The organism is Acidovorax sp. LjRoot66 (genome assembly GCF_964253305.1).
Lineage (GTDB): Bacteria > Pseudomonadota > Gammaproteobacteria > Burkholderiales > Burkholderiaceae_C > Acidovorax.
Genome location: NZ_CAXUQU020000001.1, coordinates 2,314,639 through 2,333,632, shown reverse-complemented (window position 1 = coordinate 2,333,632; position 18,994 = coordinate 2,314,639). Strand labels below are relative to the sequence as shown.

At 68.6% G+C, this 18,994-nt stretch carries 19 protein-coding genes; 13 read left to right on the top strand and 6 right to left on the bottom strand.

From position 1 onward, the window contains the following. Positions 1-38 precede the first annotated feature (38 nt). The 3 genes from ACSQ3Y_RS10785 to ACSQ3Y_RS10775 all read left to right on the top strand — a co-directional run bounded on the left by ACSQ3Y_RS10785 (position 39) and on the right by ACSQ3Y_RS10775 (position 2,743). Positions 39-785 (top strand): GntR family transcriptional regulator, encoded by a 747-nt coding sequence (locus ACSQ3Y_RS10785; protein ID WP_057206715.1) that lies wholly within the window; start codon positions 39-41, stop codon positions 783-785. A gap of 45 nt (positions 786-830) precedes the next feature. Continuing rightward, entirely contained in the window at positions 831-1,847 is a 1,017-nt protein-coding gene (locus ACSQ3Y_RS10780) for a tripartite tricarboxylate transporter substrate binding protein (protein ID WP_436177271.1), read from the top strand. A 77-nt stretch (positions 1,848-1,924) separates the two neighbouring features. Further along, positions 1,925-2,743, top strand: a complete 819-nt coding sequence (locus ACSQ3Y_RS10775) for an amidohydrolase family protein (protein WP_436177270.1) — start codon at positions 1,925-1,927, stop codon at positions 2,741-2,743. 19 nt (positions 2,744-2,762) lie between these two features. Here ACSQ3Y_RS10775 and ACSQ3Y_RS10770 read toward each other — a convergent pair whose 3' ends face one another. Further along, a complete protein-coding gene (locus ACSQ3Y_RS10770; RefSeq protein ID WP_436177269.1) occupies positions 2,763-3,278 on the bottom strand; it encodes a DUF2242 domain-containing protein in 516 nt (171 codons plus the stop codon). A 562-nt stretch (positions 3,279-3,840) separates the two neighbouring features. Between ACSQ3Y_RS10770 and ACSQ3Y_RS10765 the strand changes: the two genes are divergently transcribed. Further along, positions 3,841-4,911: a tetratricopeptide repeat protein gene (locus ACSQ3Y_RS10765; RefSeq protein ID WP_057206707.1), complete on the top strand. Its 1,071-nt coding sequence runs from the start codon at positions 3,841-3,843 to the stop codon at positions 4,909-4,911. A 311-nt stretch (positions 4,912-5,222) separates the two neighbouring features. Further along, complete coding sequence (locus ACSQ3Y_RS10760) at positions 5,223-6,524, top strand: UDP-N-acetylglucosamine 1-carboxyvinyltransferase (RefSeq protein WP_436177268.1); 1,302 nt, start codon at positions 5,223-5,225, stop codon at positions 6,522-6,524. A 27-nt stretch (positions 6,525-6,551) separates the two neighbouring features. Here ACSQ3Y_RS10760 and ACSQ3Y_RS10755 read toward each other — a convergent pair whose 3' ends face one another. Continuing rightward, positions 6,552-7,211: a hypothetical protein gene (locus tag ACSQ3Y_RS10755; RefSeq protein WP_436177267.1), complete on the bottom strand. Its 660-nt coding sequence runs from the start codon at positions 7,209-7,211 to the stop codon at positions 6,552-6,554. Between the two features lie 122 nt (positions 7,212-7,333). Here ACSQ3Y_RS10755 and ACSQ3Y_RS10750 point away from each other — a divergent pair, with 122 nt between their 5' ends. The 4 genes from ACSQ3Y_RS10750 (at position 7,334) to ACSQ3Y_RS10735 (ending at position 12,241) form a co-directional block, all read left to right on the top strand. Continuing rightward, positions 7,334-7,816, top strand: coding sequence for a thermonuclease family protein (locus tag ACSQ3Y_RS10750; protein ID WP_057206702.1), 483 nt, complete (start codon positions 7,334-7,336; stop codon positions 7,814-7,816). 217 nt (positions 7,817-8,033) lie between these two features. Next, positions 8,034-9,293 carry an MFS transporter gene (locus tag ACSQ3Y_RS10745; RefSeq protein WP_436177266.1) on the top strand — a complete coding sequence of 420 codons (1,260 nt, stop codon included), beginning with the start codon at positions 8,034-8,036 and terminating at the stop codon, positions 9,291-9,293. Between the two features lie 153 nt (positions 9,294-9,446). Then, a complete protein-coding gene (locus tag ACSQ3Y_RS10740; RefSeq protein ID WP_436177265.1) occupies positions 9,447-11,021 on the top strand; it encodes a DUF1800 domain-containing protein in 1,575 nt (524 codons plus the stop codon). An 11-nt stretch (positions 11,022-11,032) separates the two neighbouring features. Next, positions 11,033-12,241 carry a DUF1501 domain-containing protein gene (locus ACSQ3Y_RS10735; protein WP_436177264.1) on the top strand — a complete coding sequence of 403 codons (1,209 nt, stop codon included), beginning with the start codon at positions 11,033-11,035 and terminating at the stop codon, positions 12,239-12,241. Between the two features lie 12 nt (positions 12,242-12,253). On the opposite strand, the gene ACSQ3Y_RS10730 is transcribed toward ACSQ3Y_RS10735, so the two are convergent. Then, positions 12,254-13,171, bottom strand: coding sequence for a DHH family phosphoesterase (locus ACSQ3Y_RS10730; protein WP_436177263.1), 918 nt, complete (start codon positions 13,169-13,171; stop codon positions 12,254-12,256). Between the two features lie 118 nt (positions 13,172-13,289). Here ACSQ3Y_RS10730 and ACSQ3Y_RS10725 point away from each other — a divergent pair, with 118 nt between their 5' ends. Further along, a complete protein-coding gene (locus ACSQ3Y_RS10725; protein WP_436177262.1) occupies positions 13,290-13,757 on the top strand; it encodes a TerB family tellurite resistance protein in 468 nt (155 codons plus the stop codon). 4 nt (positions 13,758-13,761) lie between these two features. Here ACSQ3Y_RS10725 and ACSQ3Y_RS10720 read toward each other — a convergent pair whose 3' ends face one another. The 3 genes from ACSQ3Y_RS10720 to ACSQ3Y_RS10710 all read right to left on the bottom strand — a co-directional run bounded on the left by ACSQ3Y_RS10720 (position 13,762) and on the right by ACSQ3Y_RS10710 (position 15,668). Next, positions 13,762-14,097, bottom strand: a complete 336-nt coding sequence (locus ACSQ3Y_RS10720) for an ankyrin repeat domain-containing protein (RefSeq protein WP_436177261.1) — start codon at positions 14,095-14,097, stop codon at positions 13,762-13,764. 28 nt (positions 14,098-14,125) lie between these two features. After that, complete coding sequence (locus ACSQ3Y_RS10715) at positions 14,126-14,785, bottom strand: tetratricopeptide repeat protein (RefSeq protein ID WP_436177260.1); 660 nt, start codon at positions 14,783-14,785, stop codon at positions 14,126-14,128. Positions 14,786-14,939: 154 nt separating this feature from the next. After that, entirely contained in the window at positions 14,940-15,668 is a 729-nt protein-coding gene (locus ACSQ3Y_RS10710) for an alpha/beta fold hydrolase (RefSeq protein WP_436177259.1), read from the bottom strand. Positions 15,669-15,815: 147 nt separating this feature from the next. On the opposite strand from ACSQ3Y_RS10710, the gene ACSQ3Y_RS10705 reads away from it, so the two are divergent. The 3 genes from ACSQ3Y_RS10705 (at position 15,816) to ACSQ3Y_RS10695 (ending at position 18,277) form a co-directional block, all read left to right on the top strand. Then, positions 15,816-16,565: a pseudouridine synthase gene (locus tag ACSQ3Y_RS10705; RefSeq protein ID WP_436177258.1), complete on the top strand. Its 750-nt coding sequence runs from the start codon at positions 15,816-15,818 to the stop codon at positions 16,563-16,565. A 70-nt stretch (positions 16,566-16,635) separates the two neighbouring features. Beyond that, complete coding sequence (locus ACSQ3Y_RS10700; protein WP_436177257.1) at positions 16,636-17,592, top strand: NAD(P)H-dependent flavin oxidoreductase; 957 nt, start codon at positions 16,636-16,638, stop codon at positions 17,590-17,592. Positions 17,593-17,653: 61 nt separating this feature from the next. Beyond that, positions 17,654-18,277 (top strand): DUF7482 domain-containing protein, encoded by a 624-nt coding sequence (locus tag ACSQ3Y_RS10695; protein WP_436177256.1) that lies wholly within the window; start codon positions 17,654-17,656, stop codon positions 18,275-18,277. Positions 18,278-18,994: the final 717 nt, after the last annotated feature.

Below are 18,994 nucleotides of genomic sequence, written 5' to 3'. Positions count from 1 at the left end.
CGGGTTTTTCAAGTCCTATAGAGGACTATAGTTCTTGCATGGAGTCCTCTTCGCACCTGGCCCTGGTCGACAGCGCCCCCGGCATGCGCCGCTATGCCGCCCTGGCCAATGCCCTGCGCGTGCGCGTGGTGGCGGGCGAGTGGCCACCGGGCAGCGCCCTGCCGGCCGAGAGCCTGCTGGCCGCCGAGCACCAGGTGGCCCTGGGCACTATGCGCCGCGCGCTGGAGCTGCTGGTGGAGCAAGGGCTGATCGAGCGCATCCACGGCAAGGGCACCTTCGTGCGCCAGGGCATCGCGGGCGGGTCCATGCTGCGGTTTTTTCGCTTTGGCGGCGGTGGCGGCAGCGAAGTACCGCAGTCGCGCATCCTCGTGCGCAAGAGCGTGACCGCAACGACCGCCGTGGCGCGCGGCCTGGGCATTGGCCCGGGTGAGCCCGTGCTGCACCTGCTGCGGCTGCGTCTGCTGGCCAGCCAGCCCTGCCTGATCGAAGAGATGTGGCTGCCGCTGGACCTGTTCGCACCGCTGGCCGACGACGACCTGGCTGGGTGGGACGACTTGCTCTACCCCATGTTCGCGCGCCGCTGTGGCGTGCACGTGCACCGCGCGGTGGACCAGATCGGCTTTGGCGCAATGACCGGCGCCCAGGCCGCCCAGTTGCGCCTGCCGGCCGGCCACCCCTGCGTCGCCGTGGAGCGCAGCGCCTACGACCTGACAGGCCGCTGCGTCGAGTGGCGCACCACGCGCGGCGATGCCAACGCCTTCCACTACACCATCACGATCACCTGACCGCCCCCGGCCGCCTTCACCCCGGAACACTGGAGCACATCCGCCATGACCCATTCCAAGCACTCCACTTCAACCGCCACCCTCTCGCGCCGTGGCCTGCTGGTGCAGGCCGCAGGCGCCGCGCTGGCTGCGCCCTGGGTGGCCAGCAGCCATGCCGCCACCGTAGCGGGTGGCCGGCCGATCTCGCTGGTGGTGTCCTACCCCGCAGGCGGTGGCGCGGACCTGATCGCGCGCATCATCGCGCCGCGCCTGGCCGAAGCCCTGGGCCAGGGCGTGGTGGTGGAGAACAAGCCCGGCGCCAGCGGGCAACTGGCCGCCTCCCAGGTGGCGCGCGCCACGCCGGACGGCAGCGTGCTGCTGCTCGACGCCTCGTCGTTCGCGGTGAACCCCTCGCTGTTCCCCAAGCTGCCGTACGACAGCGCCAAGGCCTTCACGCCGCTGGCAGTGCTGGCCACCTTTCCCAATGTGCTGGTGTGCACGCCCGGCTTTTCGGCCAAATCGGTCAAGGACGTGATCCAGCTGGCCAAGGCCAAGCCGGGCGAGCTGACCTATGCGTCGTCGGGCAATGGCTCGGCGCAGCACCTGGCGGGCGCCATGTTCGAGGGGCGCGCGGGCGTGCAGCTGCTGCATGTGCCCTACCGCGGCGGCGGCCCGGCCATGACCGACGTGATGGGCGGGCAGGTGCCGCTGTTCTTTGCCAACGTGGCCTCGTCGCTGGGGCACATCCAGGCCGGCAAGCTGCGGCCGCTGGCCGTGACCAGCATGGTGCGCACCCGCTCGCTGCCCGATGTGCCCACCATGGCCGAGGCCGGCGTGCCCGGCTACGAGGTACTGGAGTGGAACCCGCTGCTGGCCCCTGCCGGCATGGCCGCTGACACCCGGGCCACGCTGGTGGCCGCCGTGCGCAAGGCCCTGGCCGACCCCGAGGTGCTGGGCCGCGTGCGCCAATTGGGCGGCGACGTGTTCGCCGATGCCTCGCAGCAGACGGCCGGCAAGTTCATCGCTGCGCAGCAGGAGCAGTGGGCCAGAGTGGTGCGCGAGCGCAAGATTTCAGTGGGATAAGCACCCCGCCTGAGCGGCCGGCTGGGGCGTGCACGTTTCGTGCATACGCCATCGGCACGCCGTAGCGTGTGACTGAAATGACTTTTTCCACCTCTCCCCCTTCCCCTCCCGCCCTGCCCCAGGGCTGGGACACCCACGTGCATGTGTTCGACAGCGCCGCGCCCGCGCAGGCCGGCCACTACCAGCCCGTGCACCGGCCGCTGGCCGACATCGAGGCGCTGGCCGCCGCACAGGGCATGGGCCACCTCGTACTGGTGCAGCCCAGCGTGTACGGCACCGACAACCGCGTGCTGCTCGATGCGCTGGCCCAATCGCCCGGCCGCCACCGCGGCGTGGTGGTGCTGGACGGCACCGTACCCGATGCGGAACTGGACCGCATGCACGCCCTGGGCGTGCGCGGAGTGCGCTTCAACCTCGTCTCGCCTGTGGGCAACGGGCCCGAGACCATGAAGACCCTGGCACCGCGCCTGGCCGAGCGTGGCTGGCACGTGCAGTGGTACGCCAACCCCGAAGACCTGGCCACCATCGTCCACCTGCACCAGGGCAAGCCCGTGGCCTGCGTGCTCGACCACCTGGCCGGCCTGCACGGCCTGCTGCCCTCTGATGACCGTGCCTGGCAGGCCCTGGCCAAGCTGGCGGGCCAGGGCGCCTGGGTCAAGCTCTCGGGCTGGTACCGGCTGCAGGCGAGTGCGCCGTATGGCCTACTGCACCCGGCCATCACCCGCGTGGCCGCGCACATGGGGGATCGCCTGGTCTGGGGCTCGGACTGGCCACACACCTCGTTCGCACCCGATGCGCTGCCGCGCTATGCCAGTGTGTGGGAGCCGGTGGTGAATGCGCTGGGCCATGAGGCCGCGCTGCGCATCCGCGATGCAGGGGCGCGCCTGTACGCCTAAGAGCCCGGCAGCGACCCGACTACTCGCTGGCCTGGGCGGCCTCGTCGATCACCAGATAGCGTTTGACCAGATCGAAGAAGCTTTCGTAGAAGGTGTCCGCCGTGATGGTCTCGCTGCCCACGCGCACCAGCGATTCGCTGCTCGACGAGAACGGCAGCGACACGGACCCGATGGCACCCACGCCCAGGCTGGCCGAGTTGTTGGTCTTGCGCAGCGCAAAGCTGTCCTGGATGGCCGTGACGAAGCCCAGGCTGATCTTGCCGCTGGGCGACTCGGGCACGCAGACCACGCGGATCACCATCTGCATGTGCGTCTCGGTACCGGGCTGGAAGTTCTTCTTGCCCTCCACCAGCTCGGCCGAGCTGGTGTTGATGAGGTAGCCCTGGCTGAGCAGCGCCCGGCGCGATGCCTCGCAGGTCTGCGCCGGCGTGGCATCGAACAGCCGCGAGTAGGTGGCCAGCGAGCCGAACTTCTCCTGCGGTGCCTGGGGCCCCGGTGTGCTACTGGGAAGGGCGCCGCAGCCCGCGAGCAGCATGGCAACGCCAGCCAGCAGTGCGCAAAGCGGTCGACAGGCGCGTGACGTGGCGCCGCAAGGCAACAGGGCAGAAGGGTTCGAGGGCATCGTCGGATTCAAAAGCGGCACTCCGAAAAGGCAGTCATTGGAGGGTGGCCGGGGCGCCGGCACTGCGGACAACGACAGACAAAGGCAACGGCGGGCAACTGTCGCTGTGAGGCGCCGTACCTGCGGTCGGTTCCCTGCATTCTAAAAATGAAATCCGTCTCCGGGATGGCATGCCCATCGGGGCACGACGGTCGAACTGCGCAGTTCTTGGCCGAAGCACCATCATGCCATGTTGCTCTCATTTCGATAGCCCGCAAGCCCATCTGCACGACATTGGTCTTGATTGTTACAAATAGCCGCGCAAGTCGCGGGCGCAGGCGCAATACCTTGCGCCGTTACACATCTGGACATACAAAAAACCATTTACTACAAATACACTAGCCGGCTATGGGCCAGCTGGCGCCCCTATGGGAGGGGGCCGCACCAAGATGCCCGAGGAGGGCCGCGCCTTCGCGCGCGGTGAAGGAAGAGCTACGTGAACCAAAAACCTGACCTTTCGTTTTCCCTGGAACCCATTGAAAAGGAATCCGCCGCCAAGACCGTCTTCACGGAGCGCACCTGCCCCCGTTGCAAGTACGCGCGGCAGGCCTCCGACATGGCACCCGATTGGCAGTGCCCGAGCTGCGAAGTGGCCTACGACAAGGTAGACCCGCCCAAGCCGCGCGAACCCGAGGCCGCCGCCCCTGCGCCAGCGCCCTATGTCGGCAAGGCCGCGCGGCAGCGCGCGGAGGCTGCAGCGGCTGCCGAGGCTGCGGCGGCCGCCAAGAAGAAGGAAAAAGCCAAGAAAAAGGCCCCGCGCGAGCTGCCCACGACCTGGATTGCCCTGGCGCTGGCCGTGGTGGTGGGCCTGGGCCTGGTGGGCTGGAAGTACCAAGCCGACAAGGTCCGTGCGCAGGAGCGCATTGCCAAGGCCGAAGCCGATGCCCGCGCCGCCGAAGTGGCGGCGCAGAAGGCGGCGCAGGACCACCAGGCGCGCCTGAAGGACCTGGAGAAGCAGGCCCGCCGCACCGATGGCCCCGAGGCCGTGCAAGAGCTGCAGGCACTGGCCGCCAAGGGTGACCTGCGGGCCATGCTGGTGCTGGGCATCACGCTGCGCGACGGCCGCGGCGTGCCCAAGGACCAGGCCCAGGCCATGCAGTGGCTCACCAAGGCCGCCAACGAAGGCTATTCGCTGGCCAGCGTCCAGCTGGGCTACATCTACGAGCGCGGCCTGGGCGAGACCCAGCAGGCCGAGCAGGCCGAAAACTGGTACCTGCGCGCCGCGCGCCAGGGCGACCCATCGGGCCTGTACAGCCTGGGCCTGCTCTACTCCACGGGCCTGGACAACGTGGGCCGCCGGCCCGTGGCCGCCCACATGCTGCTGGACCTGGCCCAGCGCGCGCACAAGGAGCAGCAGCAGGACGACTCGCTCACCCCGCCCAACCGCGGCGCCTTCTGGGCCGCCGGCACGCAGCGCCGCCTGGCGCCCACGATGAGCATCGTGGAGGTGGCCGAGGCCAAGCGCCTGGCCGACGCCTGGAAACCTGGCCAGCCCTTCGGCTTCTGAAGCGCCGAAGCCTTCGATGGCTTTGGAGTGGTGCTTCTAAGAGCGGCTAACAAAACTCAGCGAAGCGGTTCTGGCTAGGCGCTGCGTCGCAGGCAGTACGAGCAGTACGACAAGACGCAGCAACGACGCCAGAAGAGTTTTGTTAGCCGCTCTAAAGCCGACCCACTGAGCGGCAGATTACCGGCAGATACAGCCGCCGGGGCGCGGCGCGGGTACAGTGCAGGGCTTTCGTGGGCGTTGCGCCAGCCAGCGTAGCGCCTGCGGTGCCTGTTTCTGCCCGCCCGTCCCCTTTTTCTCCTTCTCAGTTCCCCATGTCCAACCTCATCGTGCACGGCGGTACGCCGCTGCGTGGCCGCATCACCCCGTCTGCCAACAAGAACGCCGTACTGCCGGTGCTCTGCGCCACCCTGCTCACCCGCGAGCCGCTGCGTCTGCACGGCGTGCCCGACATCACCGACGTGCGCAAGATCCTCGACATCTTTCGCATGCTGGGCAGCAGCGTGCACCTGGACGAGACCACGGGCACGCTGAGCCTGCACCACCAGGAAACCGTGTTCGACCCTGCGCAGCACCGACTGCCCGAGGAGATGCGCTCGTCCATCATGCTGATACCGCCGCTCCTGGCGCGCTTTGGCGTGGCGCGGCTCGAAGACAACGTCAAAGGCTGTACCCTGGGCGTGCGCGAGATCGACCCGCATGTGGAGGTGTTCCAGCGCTTTGGCGGCACGGTGGAGCGCGCCGAGGGCTCGCTGCTGGTGCGCAGCCAGGGGCCGCTCACGCCCACGGACCACTGGCTCGACTACGCCTCCGTCACCACCACCGAGAACTTCGTACTCTGCGCCGTGGAGGCCAACGGCACCTCGACGCTGACGAATGCAGCGTCGGAACCGCACGTGCAGGAGTTCTGCCGCTTCATGGTGATGCTGGGCGCGCGCATCGACGGCATCGGCACCTCGCGCATCACGGTGCAGGGCGGTGCGGCGCTGGGCGGTGGCGAGTTCCGCTTCGATGAAGACTTCCACGAGATCACCACCTTCCTGGCGCTGGGCGCCATCACCGGCGGCGATGTGATCGTGCGCAACAGTGCGCCGGGCAACTTCCCGCTGATCGACCGCACCTTCGCCAAGTTCGGCGTGGTCGTCACGCACGAGGACGGCTGGTCGCGCGCGCACTGCCCCGGCCCGCTCAAGGTGCAGACGCCCTTCACCAGCAACGTGCTGACCAAGGTCGAGGCCGCTCCCTGGCCCTACTTCCCGGTGGACCTGCTGCCCATCTTCATCGCCCTCGGGGTGCGTGCACAGGGCAATTGCATGTTCTGGAACAAGGTGTACGACGGCGCGCTGGGCTGGACGGGCGAACTCTCCAAGTTCGGCGCCCACGTGTTCTCATCGGACCCGCACCGGCTCATCACCTTTGGCGGCAATCCGCTGAGCCCGGCCCTGGTGGAAAGCCCCTACATCATCCGCGTGGCCATCGCCCTGTTCATGGTGGCGGCCAGCATCGAGGGGCGCTCGGAGATCCGCAACGCCGCGCCCATCCGCCGTGCCCACCCGCGCTTCGTCGAAAACCTGCGAAGCCTGGGCGTGAACGTGGAATGGACCAGCGAGGAGTGAGCGCCTGGGTGCCAGGACTCGCGCTCTTTATCGGCGCCGGAACCAGAGCACCACGCCCAGGAAGACCACGCCGGTCAGAATGGGCGACCACGACATCAGCAGCTCCAGCCAGGTCGATTTGCGGATGCCCGACCACACCTCGACCTGCACGCGGTCGATGCGCAGGTTGCGCGACGACTCGAAGTCCAGCGACGGTGCCGCCTTGCGGTCTTCCTTGAAGCTCACGCCCTTGGAGGCACCCACCATGGACACCGGCTGGCCCGCGCGGGCGCCCTTGTGCACCAGCTCGGGCAAAAACGAGATGGGCGAGGGGCCGTCGAACTGCAGGCCGGTCTGCCAGCGCGAGCCGGCGTCGCCATCGGCCAACGCCACGCCCGAGACCTTGACGACGATGGTGAAGGGGTTCTTGCTGGTGGGCAGCGACAGCTCGTCGCCGCGCCATCTTTCGGTGTCGGCGTAGATGCCCTTGCCCTTGTCACCCGGCTTCTGCGCCTGCTTTTCCTGGAAGCGCTGGAACTTCGCCAGTGTCTCGGGCGACAGGTCGTAGATCTTCTCCAGGGTCTTGCCATAGGCGCCGGCTTCGTCCTTGGCCTGCGCGAAAGGCAGGGCGACCGCCAGCAGCAGAAAAGCGACGGCAGCCCATCGCCACACGCTGCCCGAATGGGTGGCGCAAATCACGGTACGCATCTGAAACTCCCCCTCTTGTGCTCTTGTCGTTCGTTGTACACGCCGCCGGCATGCGCCGCGCAGCACGGAGTGTAGGAGACAATGCGCGTCCTTTTCACTGCCCGCCAGACGCCTCCTGCCCCATGCCCCTGCCTGCCGTTGCCCTGCTCTGCCTCGTGGTCGCCATCAGCGACGGCGACACCCTCACCGCACGCTGCGGCCCGCCCGGGGCCTACCAGCAGGTGAAGGTGCGGGTGGCAGCCATCGATGCGCCCGAGCGCAAGCAGGCCTTTGGCCAGAAAGCCCGGCAGAACCTGGCGCAGATGTGCTTCAAGCGCCAGGCGACACTGCAGCCCATCGAGGAGGACAGCTATGGCCGCACGGTGGCCAATGTGCGCTGCGGCGGCACCGACGTGGCCACCGCGCAGGTGACGGCAGGCCTGGCCTGGGTGTACACGCCGTATGCCGAGCGCCACCCGCACCTGGCACCGCTGCAGCGCCAGGCGCGCGCCCAGGGCGAAGGGCTGTGGGCACAGAAGCGCCCGCTGGCGCCGTGGGACTACCGGCACCGGCACCCCAGGCCCTATGGCAAAGGCCCGGGCAGTGGCCCGCATGGCATGGGCTGACCCCGCCACCGGCTGACAACCCGCACTGTTGCCGTGGCGGTCACCTCTGTGGCGGTGCACTTGCGCGCACCATCTCCAGGCGCTCCGGCAGCCTGCGCGCAAAGCCGGTAGCATCGGCAGGCACCCGGTATAAACCCTGAGGCCAGCGGCATGCCGTTTTTCTCCCGCCCTGCCTTGCAGACCACCTGCCCTTTCTCGCCGTCCAGCACCGCATCCCGTGTCCCAAACCTCCCAGCCCTCCCCCACACCGGCCGCCAGCGTCTACCGCCATTCGGGCTTTCTGGCCTTTCTCACCGCCCGCCTGATCGCGGTGTTCGCCACCCAGGTGCAGGCCGTGGTGGTGGCCTGGCAGGTGTATGACCTGACGCGCGAGCCGCTGGCCCTGGCCTACGTCGGCCTGGCGCAGTTTCTGCCCATGCTGTGCCTGCTGCTGCCGGCGGGCGATCTGATCGACCGTTTCGACCGCCGGCGCATCCTGGCCATCAGTTGGGCCGTGGGCGCCGTCTGCAGTGCGCTGCTGTGGTGGCTGTCGGGGCATGGCGCCACGGGGGTCACCGGCATCTACGCGGTGCTGGTGCTGTTCGGCTGCGCACGCGCCTTTTCGGGGCCGGCCATGCAGAGCCTGTTGCCGCAGATCGTGCCGCGCGAGCAACTGGCCCAGGCCATCGCCGCCAACAGCATGCTGATGCGCGCGGCCAGCATCGGCGGGCCGCTGCTGGGCGGCATGCTGTATGCCGTGGGCGGCGGCGAGCTGACCTATGCGCTGTGCTTCGTGTGCTTTGCGCTCGGGGCAGCGCTGCTGGCGCGTGTGGCGGTGGCCTACGCCACCCCCGCCGCAGCGGCGCAGGGCACCATGTGGCAACGCTTTGGCGCGGGCATCGTGTTCATCCGCTCGCGGCCCATCATCCTGGGCACCATTTCGCTGGACCTGTTCGCCGTGCTGCTGGGCGGCGTGGTGGCCTTGCTGCCCATCTACGCGCACGAAGTGCTGCACGTAGGCCCTGCCGGCCTGGGCGCGCTGCGCAGTGCCATGGCCGTGGGCGAGGTGGGCGCCGGGCTGTACCTGAGCATGCGGCCCTTCAACCGCAAGGTGGGGCAGACCATGTTCATCGCCGTGGCCATCTTCGGCGCGGCCAACCTGGTGTTCGCACTGTCCACGCTGTTCTGGCTGTCGTTCGCCGCGCTGCTGGTGGCGGGGGCCGCTGACATGGTGAGCGTGTACATCCGCGGCGCACTGGTGCAGTTCTCCACGCCCGACGAAATGCGCGGGCGCGTGAACGCGGTGAACATGCTGTTCATCGGCTCGTCCAATGAGCTGGGCGAGTTCCGCGCCGGCACCAGCGCCGCCTGGCTGGGCGTGGTACCGGCCGCCGTGCTGGGCGGCATCTGCACGCTGGGCGTGGTGGGTGCGTGGACGCTGGGCTTCAAGCAGCTGCGCAAGGTGGACAAGTTCGAGGAAGCGGCCAAGTCCCGCTGAGCCGGCGCGCACAGCGCGCCTACAACTGCTCACAACCTGCGGCGCATTTGTGTCGCCCGCGTAAAACCCGCCGCAGGCCCTTGCCTTGGCCCGGCTGCAGGCGCAGCATGGTGACCCAGCCCTGCTTCAACAGGGCCGATGGATGCCTGCACCATGCTCCTGCACGACCTTGCCCCGCCCTCCCCGATCAACCGCCGCCAATGGCTGGCACTGGCGGCCTTTGGCGCCTCTGCCAATGCGGTGCCGGCCTGGGCCGCATCCGCCGCTGCACCGGCGGACCTGCCCGGCGAGGTACTGCCCGCCCGCCTGATGGACCGCATCACCTGGGGCTGCACGGCCCAGGGCGCACGGGTGCTGGCTGGCATGGGTCGGGAGGCATGGCTGGCCGCCCAGTTGCGCGGCCCCGCCAACGCGCCTCTGCCGGCCCAAGCGCAGGCGCAGATCGATGCCATGGCCATCACCAAGACCCCGTTCGAAACCCTGGCCCTGCAGATGGAGGCGCGCCAGCGCGAGACCCGCGCCCTGCCCACCGAGGACGAGCGCAAGGCCGCCCTGGAGGCCTGGCAGAAGGACATGCGCAACCTGCAGCGCGAGGCCAGCCAGCGCTTTGTGCTGCGCGCGCTGTACTCACCCGCCCAGTTGCGCGAGAAGATGACCTGGTTCTGGATGAACCACTTCAGCGTGTTCGCCGGCAAGGCCGACCTGCGCGCAAGCGTGGGCGACTACGAGGAGCGCGCCGTGCGCCCGCATGCGCTGGGCCGCTTTCGCGACCTGCTGGGGGCCACCACGCGCCACCCGGCCATGCTGCGTTATCTGGACAACGCGCAAAACGCCGCCGGCCGCATCAACGAGAACTACGCCCGCGAGCTGATGGAGCTGCACACCCTGGGCGTGGGCGGCGGCTACAGCCAGCAGGACGTGCAGGAGCTGGCGCGCGTGCTCACGGGCGTGGGCATCAGCCTGCGCCCGCTGGAGGACGAGCCCCCACGCATGAAGCCGGCCTTGCGCAGCCACTACGTGCGCCAGGGCCTGTTCGAATTCAACCCCCAGCGCCACGACTGGGAGGCCAAGACCCTGCTGGGATCGCCCATCCGTGCCGAGGGCCTGGCCGAGCTCGACGAGGCCCTGGACCGCCTGGCTCGCCACAGCGCCACGGCCCGCTTCGTCACGCGCAAGATGGCCGTCTACCTGGTGGGCGATGCGCCCCCGCCCGAGCTGCTCGACACCCTGGCGCGCACCTTTGAGCGCACCGATGGCGACATCGCCGCCGTGCTGGCCGAGCTGTTCCAGTCGAGCGCCTTCCAGGCATCGCTGGGCCAGCGCTTTCGCGACCCGATGCAGTACCTGCTGGCCAGCGCGCGCCTGGTGCACGGCGAGCAGCAGGTGCTGGCGAGCACCGATCCCCTGCTCAACTGGCTGCAGCGCCTGGCCGAGCCGCTGTATGGCCGCGCCACGCCGGACGGCTACCCGCTGGATACCGCGACCTGGTCGGGCTCGGGCCAGATGAGCACGCGCTTCGAGGCGGCGCGTGTGCTGGGCGCCGGGGCCCTGGCACCACCCGATGCGCAGGGCAAGCGTCCGCCGCTACCGGCGCTCTCGCAAACGCCCTATCTGCAGCAGATCGACGCCACCCTGGCACCCGCCACGCGCGCCGCCCTGGTGCAGGCGACGTCGCCGCGCGAATGGAACCTTTTGTTCCTTTCCTCACCCGAATTCATGCACGGCTGAAAGGACTCCCCATGCTGCGAAGACACTGCCTGCAGGCCCTGGGCGCTAGCGCACTGGGCTTGGCCACCGCATCGGCCCAGGTCGCAGCAGCCCCGCGCGCGGGCGATGCGCGCCTGCTGCTGGTGTTCCTGCGCGGCGGCTACGACTGCGCGAGCCTGCTGGTGCCCACCAGCAGCAGCTTTTATTACGAAAGCCGGCCCAACATTGCCATTGCCCGCCCGGGGGCAGAAGGCGGTGCGCTGGAGCTGACCAGCGACTGGGGCCTGCACCCGGTGCTGGCGCCTTCGCTGCTGCCGCTGTACCAGCGGCGCGAACTGGCCTTCGTGCCCTTTGCCGGCACGGACGACCTCTCGCGCAGCCATTTCGACACGCAGGACAGCATCGAGCTGGGCCAGCCCCTCTCTGGGCGGCGCGACTACGGATCGGGCTTCTTGAACCGGCTGGCGGCCGAGCTGGGAGCCAAGCGGGACAAGGCGTCTCCGATGGCCTTCACCAGCACCCTGCCCCTGGTGCTGCGCGGCGCGGTGGACGTGCCCAACACGGCGCTGGCCGCTGCAGCAGGAAAAGCCGGCGTGGACGAACGCCAGGCCGGGCTCATCGACATGATGTACCGCAGCACGGCCCTGGCCGGCCCGGTGGCCGAGGGCTTCGCCACCCAGGCCGAGGTGGTGCGCAGCATGCAGGGCGAGATGGACGCGGCCAGCCGAAACGCGCTGAGCACCAAGGGCTTCGAGGGCACGGCCCGGCGTATGGCGCGGCTCATGCAGACGCGCTACCACCTGGGCTTTGTCGACGTGGGCGGGTGGGACACGCATGTGGGCCAGGGCAATGCCACAGGTGCGCTGGCCAACCGCTTCGAGGAGCTGGGCCGGGGCCTGGCCGGCTTTGCCGACGAGATGGGCACCACGGCCTGGAAGAACACCGTGGTCGTGGTGGTCAGCGAGTTCGGCCGCACCTTCCGCGAAAACGGCAACCGCGGCACGGACCACGGCCACGGCACCGTGTTCTGGGTACTGGGCGGCGGCGTGGCGGGCGGGCGCATCGCGGGCGAGCAGCAGGCGCTGAGCGCCACCACGCTGTTCCAGAACCGCGACCACCCGGTGCTCAACGACTACCGCGCCGTGCTCGGCGGCCTGTTCGGCCGCTTGTACGGGTTGAATGCCACGGCCCTGGCCCGGGTGTTCCCGGGCGCGCGCACCAGCGATCTGCGGCTCGTGTGAGCCGCGAGCGCATCACGCGTTGAGGACCCCGCTCATCAGCTCGGGCAGGCGCTCGATCTTCATCTTGAAGCCGCAGGCCTGCGCATGGCCGCCCCCGCCCATGCTTTCGGCCAGGGCGATGCAGTCGAAGTTGCGCTGCGAGCGCAGCCCCGCCTTCACACCCTTGGCACCGGCGCTCCACATCAGCGCAAAGGTGCCCGTCTTGGCCGAGAGGATGTCGCCCACCAGGCTGTGGAACATGCCGGGCGCATTCACCATCAGCCCCTCGATGCCGTTGAACACCAGGGGCTGCGCGCCCTCGGCGATGTCGGCGCAGAGCTTTCGGTACTTCTCGTCCATGGCCGAGCCGCGCGCCATGAAACGCTCCAATTGCTCGGGCGTGAAGCTGGCAATCTCCTGCCAGCGCTCGAAGGTCTGCGTCTCCATGTCCAGCGCCGACAGGAAGGCCGCACTCTCGGGGAACTCCCACTTCCAGATATCGCGGTCCTCCACATACTGCAGCAGCGCGGGAACGGGTTTGTGGGGGTGGAAGAACTCCCAGGCCAGGCGCGCGCCCGACTTGTCCATGTCGAAGTGCACCACACCGCAGCGGCAGGCAAAGCCGGTGAGCTTCTCGGCCGCGCTCTTGTGGTGGTCGAGCATCACCAGCCGTGCCGCGCGCTCGTCGATGGCCGAAAGGATCTCGGCCGAGAACGAAAAGTCCAGGATGTAGACCGAACGGCCATCGAGCGCGGGCAGGTCGTCCACCGACTGCACGTCGCCATGGTCCAGGCCCACGTATTCGGCCTTGTCGCCGTAGTACAGCCAGGCCGCGAGCGCGGCGCCAAAGCCGTCCGGGCAGTTGCGGCCGTGGTAGAGCACCAGGGGCGAGGGGTCGTTCAGATCGGGGGCAACCAGCAGTTGCAGGGGAAGAATCGATTTTTTCATCATTGCCGCCGATTGTCGCGCGCCTGCGTGACGGCGGGAACCAATACATTGCAGACGGGCTCGATAGGGTATGGTGTTTCGCATTCCATCCCCCTCTCTCTCCACCTTCTTTGGCCGGCCCATGTTCCAGACCCTCAAAGAACTGTTCGACAGTTTCACCGCCCCTTTTTCGCCTGAGGCCACCCCTTCAGAGCGTGCCCATTCCGTGCAGTTGGCGGCTGCCGTGCTGCTGGTGGAGGTGGTGCGCGCCGATGCCGCAATGGACGCCGCAGAACGCGATGCCATGGTCCGCGCCCTACGCGAGCGCTTCACCCTCACCGACGATGAAATCGACCGCCTGGTGGAACTGGCCGTGGACACGGCCAAGACCGCCTACGACTACCAGCGCTTCACCGGCAACCTCAACGACCACTTCACGCAGCCGCAGAAGATCGAACTCGTCGAGGCGATGTGGCAGGTGGCCTACGCCGATGCCCGCCTTGATGAAAACGAGTTGCACGCCATCAGCAAGGTGGCCGGGCTGCTGCACGTGACGCACGGCGAGTACATCGCCGCGAAGATGCGTGCCAAGGAAGCGGCTGGCGTCTGAGCCGTTATACCGGCAACCAGCGCCACCAGAACGGCTTGCGAACTTCGCGAGCGCCACGCGCTTGCAGCAGCTGCACGAACGCCTTGCGGCCATGGCGCCTGGCGGCCTGCAATGGCGTCATGTCGTCGAATTCCGAGCGCAGCTGCGGGTCTGCGCCATTGTCCAGCAGGTACTGCGCGATGGCACCGTGCCCGTGGATGAGTGCGGCCACCAACGGCGTGCACAGGATCTCGGGATGCTGGTAGTTGGGGTTGACCCCGGCACTGATGTGGTGGCGCACCAGCGCCAGATCGCCTGCCACGGCGGCGGCATACATGTCTTTCCAATCGCCTGCGGACATGACTGGTTTCTCCCTGGTTGCCTGAAAATCAGCGTGGCTTGCCGTACCTGGCTGCGTACTCGGCAGCCAGCTTGCGCGCAGCCACCTGCCCCTTGGCATCGAGGATGCTCAGCAGCTGCGCCCGGTTCTTGATGGCCTGGGGCTCGCCAGAGCTGGCCGGCATGTCGATCCAGGCAAAGGCCTGCACGTAGTCCTGCGGCACGCCATGGCCCTGCGCGAAGAGCAGGCCGTATTCGTTCTGCGCGGCCAGCGAGCCGGCCTCGGCCGCCTTGCGGTACCACAGCGCGGCCTTCTCGTGGCTCTGGGGCACACCGGCGCCCTTGCGGTAGGACTGGCCCAGGTTGAACTGCGCCTGCACGTCGCCCTTCTCGGCGGCCAGCGTGGCGTAGTGCTCTGCACGCTGCAGGTCCTGGGGCACGCCATCGCCCTTGGAGTACATCAGGCCCAGGTTGGCCATGGAGGGCGTGTAGCCTGCCTGCGCCGCCTCGGTGAACAGCGCGACCGCCTTCTTCAGGTCCTTGCCCACGCCCTGGCCGGTGTAGTAGAGGCTGGCCAGCATGTGCTTGCCGGCAGCATCACCCGCATTCGCCGCGGCGCTGAATTCCTTGAAGGCGGTGGCGTAGTCGCCCTTGCCGTAGGCGGCGATGCCGTCGTTCACAGCGGCTTGGGCAAGGGCGGGCAATGACATGGCGGCTCCCAGGGTCAAGGCGGCAGCAATGGCGCGCAACATCATCATCGGCGTGGGCTCCTTCGGCAAAGAGGGATCAAGAATTGGCCGCATTCTGGCATGCCCGGCCGAAAGTGTCCGCTCAGCACAGGCTCTGGCCAGGTCGCCCCAAAAATCACCCGCCTTGTGCCATCTGGTGGATGGTCTGCGCCAGCCGATCCGGGCACGAGAAGTAGGCCGAGTGGCTCGCATCGAGCGAGGCCACGCTGGCGCAGAGCGAGGCGGCCTGCATCTGCCGCTGCAGCGCAATCGTCACGGCCCGGTCCTGCGTGAGCTCGATGTAATGCCGACGCACCTGGCCATAGCGCTCAGGGGTGAGCTTCAGCCGCGTGAGCGCGGGCAGCGCGGGCTCGGGCGTCAGCAGCGCGCTCGCCAGGGCCACATCGGCATCGGAGCAATCGGCATATAGCGTCTCCCGGTAGGCCTCGGGTGCCAGGCTATCGGTGAGCGTGGCCCGGTGGATGCGCAGGTGCCTGCGCACCAGCGAATCGCGGTCCTGGCGGAAGAAGTCGGCCACGCGCTCGCCGCTCTGGAGCATGTAGGCCGCCAGGTAGGCCACGCCTGCCACCTTGCCGGGCCGCACCATCTCGGCCACGGTGGAGGCGACGATGCCGCCCCGGCTGTGTGCGACGATGAAGACCGGGCCATCGAGCGCATCGACCAGCCGGCACACATGCCGCGCCATGTCGGCGAGCGTGGTGCGCCCGCGCGCCAGTCGCCAGTGGCGGCCATGGGCCGGCAGGTCGGGCACGTGCACGCTGTGCCCTGCCGCCTGCAGGTGCGGCACGACCTTGTGCCAGCACCAGGCGCCGTGCCAGCTGCCGTGAAGGAGGACAATGTTCATGGTGTTCAAGGGCTTTTTGCAAGCCAGAGGTAGTGAAATCAGCCCGCACGATAGGGGTCCTCACCGTTCACTGCTCGCCATTTGCGGACCTGCGAATGCCCCGCACCCTGCCCCATAGCGCCATCTTTCTTGCCCCATCCCCTCACCATGACCCCGCTCCTCATCCTCTGGCGCGACGAGCACCTCGTCGCCGTCTACAAGCCTGCGGGCTGGCTGGTGCACCGCACGGGGCTCGACGCGGGCGAGACGCGCTTCGTGATGCAGACCCTGCGCGACCAGTTGGGCCAGCATGTGTACCCCGTACACCGGCTCGACAAGGGCACCTGCGGCGTGCTGGTGATGGCGCTGCACAGCGATGCAGCACGCGCCCTGTCGCAGGCTTTCGAGCACCATGCCACGCACAAGCGCTACCTGGCCATGGTGCGCGGCTTTGCCCCGGCGGCGGTGGAGGTGGACCACGCCCTCAAGCCCGACGACGCCCCGGCCGATGCCCCGGTGCAGGAGGCGCACACGCGCTTTCGCACCCTGGCGCAACTGACCCTGGCCGAGGCTAGCGACCCGCGCTTTGCCAGCACCCGCGCCTCGCTGGTCGAGGCCGTGCCCACCACCGGCCGGCGCCACCAGATCCGCCGGCACCTCAAGCACCTGGCCCACCCCATCATCGGCGACGCCACGCACGGCAAGGGCCCGCTGAACCGCTGGTGGGCCGAGCGCCTGGGCCTGCAGCGGCTGTGGCTGCATGCCTGGCAGCTGCAGGTGCCGCACCCGGTGACGGGCGAAGCGCTGGTGTTCGACAGCGGGCTCAGGCTGGAAGCAGGCGATGGCGTGCAGCAGGCCGACCCCAGCGCTGACTGGCAGCGCCTGCTGGCAGAGCGCCCCTGGTGCAGGGTCCCGTAACGCGGGCGACATGCAGCGGGCGGCTGGCCCCGAATAATGAGTTTTCCCAAGAACAACGGAGACCGAACGCATGACCACCCCGACCACCGGCAACAACCGCGTCCTCGCCCACACGGGCGCACGCTATCCCATCATCCAGGCCCCCATGGGCTGGATCGCGCGCACGCCGCTGGCCTCTGCCGTGTCGCGCGCCGGCGGGCTGGGCATCATCGAGACCTCGTCGGGCGAAACGGCTAACTGCCAGGCCGAGATCACCAAGATGCGTGCCCTCGGCCTGCCCTTCGGCGTGAACCTGCCCATCCGATTTTTGAAGGACGACGCCATGCTGCGCTTTGTCTGCGCGTCGGGCGTAAAGTTCGTCACCACCTCCGCCGGCAGCCCGGCCAAGTTCATCGCGCCGCTCAAGGACGCCGGCATCACCGTCTACCACGCCGTGCCCACGCTGGAGGCTGCGCTCAAGTGCGTGGATGCGGGCATCGACGGCCTGGTGGTCGAGGGCGGCGAAGGCGGTGGCTTCAAGAACCCCGAGGAGGTGTCGACCCTGGTGCTGCTGCAGGCCATCCGCGCACGGGTGGACGTGCCGCTGGTGGCGGCCGGCGGCATCTGCGACGGGCGCGGCATGGCCGCAGCCTTTGCCCTCGGTGCCGAGGCGGTGCAGATGGGCACGCGCTTCGTGAGCTGCGCCGAAAGCCCGGTGCATGCCAACTACAAGAACGCCATCGTGGGCGCCAGCACCACCGGCACCTGGATGCTCAACACCCGCGCCAGCCCCTGCATCCGCGCGCTCAAGTCCGAGCGCACCGCGGCCATCCACGCAGCCGGGCTGATGCCGGCCGACAGCTTCGAGGGCATACAGCGTGTGTACTTTGGCGGCGACATGGAGGCTGCGCCTGCGCTCGCGGGGCAGACGGCGGGGCTGATCGATTCCGTCAAGACGGCGCAGCAGATCATTGACGATACGGTGGCGGAGTTCTTTGCCATCACCACGCGGCTGGGTGCACTGGGCGCGGCGCGTTCCTTCGGTTGATGGGTAGTGGGTGGTTGGCCCACAATGGCCCGGCGAACCGCACTTCCAAAGGACCATTGCCATGCCCACCCTTTGCAGACACGCCACCAAACGCCCGTACCGCCTGCCCCCAGGGGCGGGCCTGTTGCTGCTGGCTGCAGCGCTGATCACAGGCTGCGCCACACCCGCCGCCAACAGCAACACCAGCCCCGGGCCGGCCAGCGCCGAGCGGGCGCACCTGCCGCTGCTGCGCGGCTGGTTCGACGGCAAGGAGGTGCTGTACGTGACCACCGACGCATCCGACGCCGAGGTGGCGCGCGAGCACCTGGCCAACCACGTGCCCCAGCTCGCTCATGCGCTGGCCGACGTGCCCGCCACCTCAGGCGGCAGCCGGCGCCCAGGCGCCACGTCGCGCGTGTACGGCAGCACCAACTTCCGCCAGCCCAGTGTGTTCGCCTCGGCCCCGGAGCCCGTGGGCCATGCCAACCGCAGCGCGGCTTACAGCCCGCTGTGGCAGCTGGTGAAGGTCACTTGGCGCGACCCTGCGCAGGCGCGCGTGCTGCGGTCGGAGGAGGAGGTGCTGGATGCTGCCGACAAGGGTTTTGTGGTGCTGGAGGTGACGCGGGTGGTGCTGAACTGTCCTATTGTTCATCGGGGGGAGTTGGGGGTGTTGCCGGGGGTGACGGTGGATGGGCTTACACCGTGAGCGGATTGCACTGCTGAGCATGACCCCAACGGTGCATTGCTGTCTTTTTTGGCGGCGTGCTTTGGTTGAAGGCGGAGGCCGGGTCTCGGCCCGGCGGCCGAGGTACTTGTTCTTTGCTTCGCCAAAGAAAAGTACCCAAAAGAAAGGCGACCCCGCTGCCCGTGTCCCCACCCGCCCGGTGGGCGAGTGGGGCAGCCTGCGATGCTCGGTCCTGGGGTGACGCCGAAGAACTCCCTGCGCTGCCTCTGCGAGGCAGCTCCGGTCAAACAGCTTCGGCGAGCCAGATGACGAGGCGCGTGTCCTTCGGCACGCGCTCACCCCAGGCCCTGCGCTTCTCGGCACGGTCAGAAGGGGGTGGGAGCGGGCTCCACTCGGGCCATTGCTTCGCTCGGCCCCAACTGCCTCGCTGCGCTTGGCCTGGGCAGAGCGATCGCGCTCCAACAGTCGGCAGCGCGCAGCGCGCGCGTCCCCGACCCAAGGCGCAGCTGCGTAGCAGCAGCCGTCTTTGTCCCCGCTCCGCACCCCTTCTGGCTGCGCCGAGAAGCGCAGGGCCTGGGGTGGGTGCGTGTGCCGAAGGACACACGCACTTCGTGATCTGGCTTGCCGCAGCTGTTTGAACGGAGTTTGGCCAACGGCCAAACGCAGTGAGTTCTGCGGCACCACCCCAGGACCGAGCATCGCAGGCTGCCCCCGTTCGCCCGACAGGGCGAACGGGGG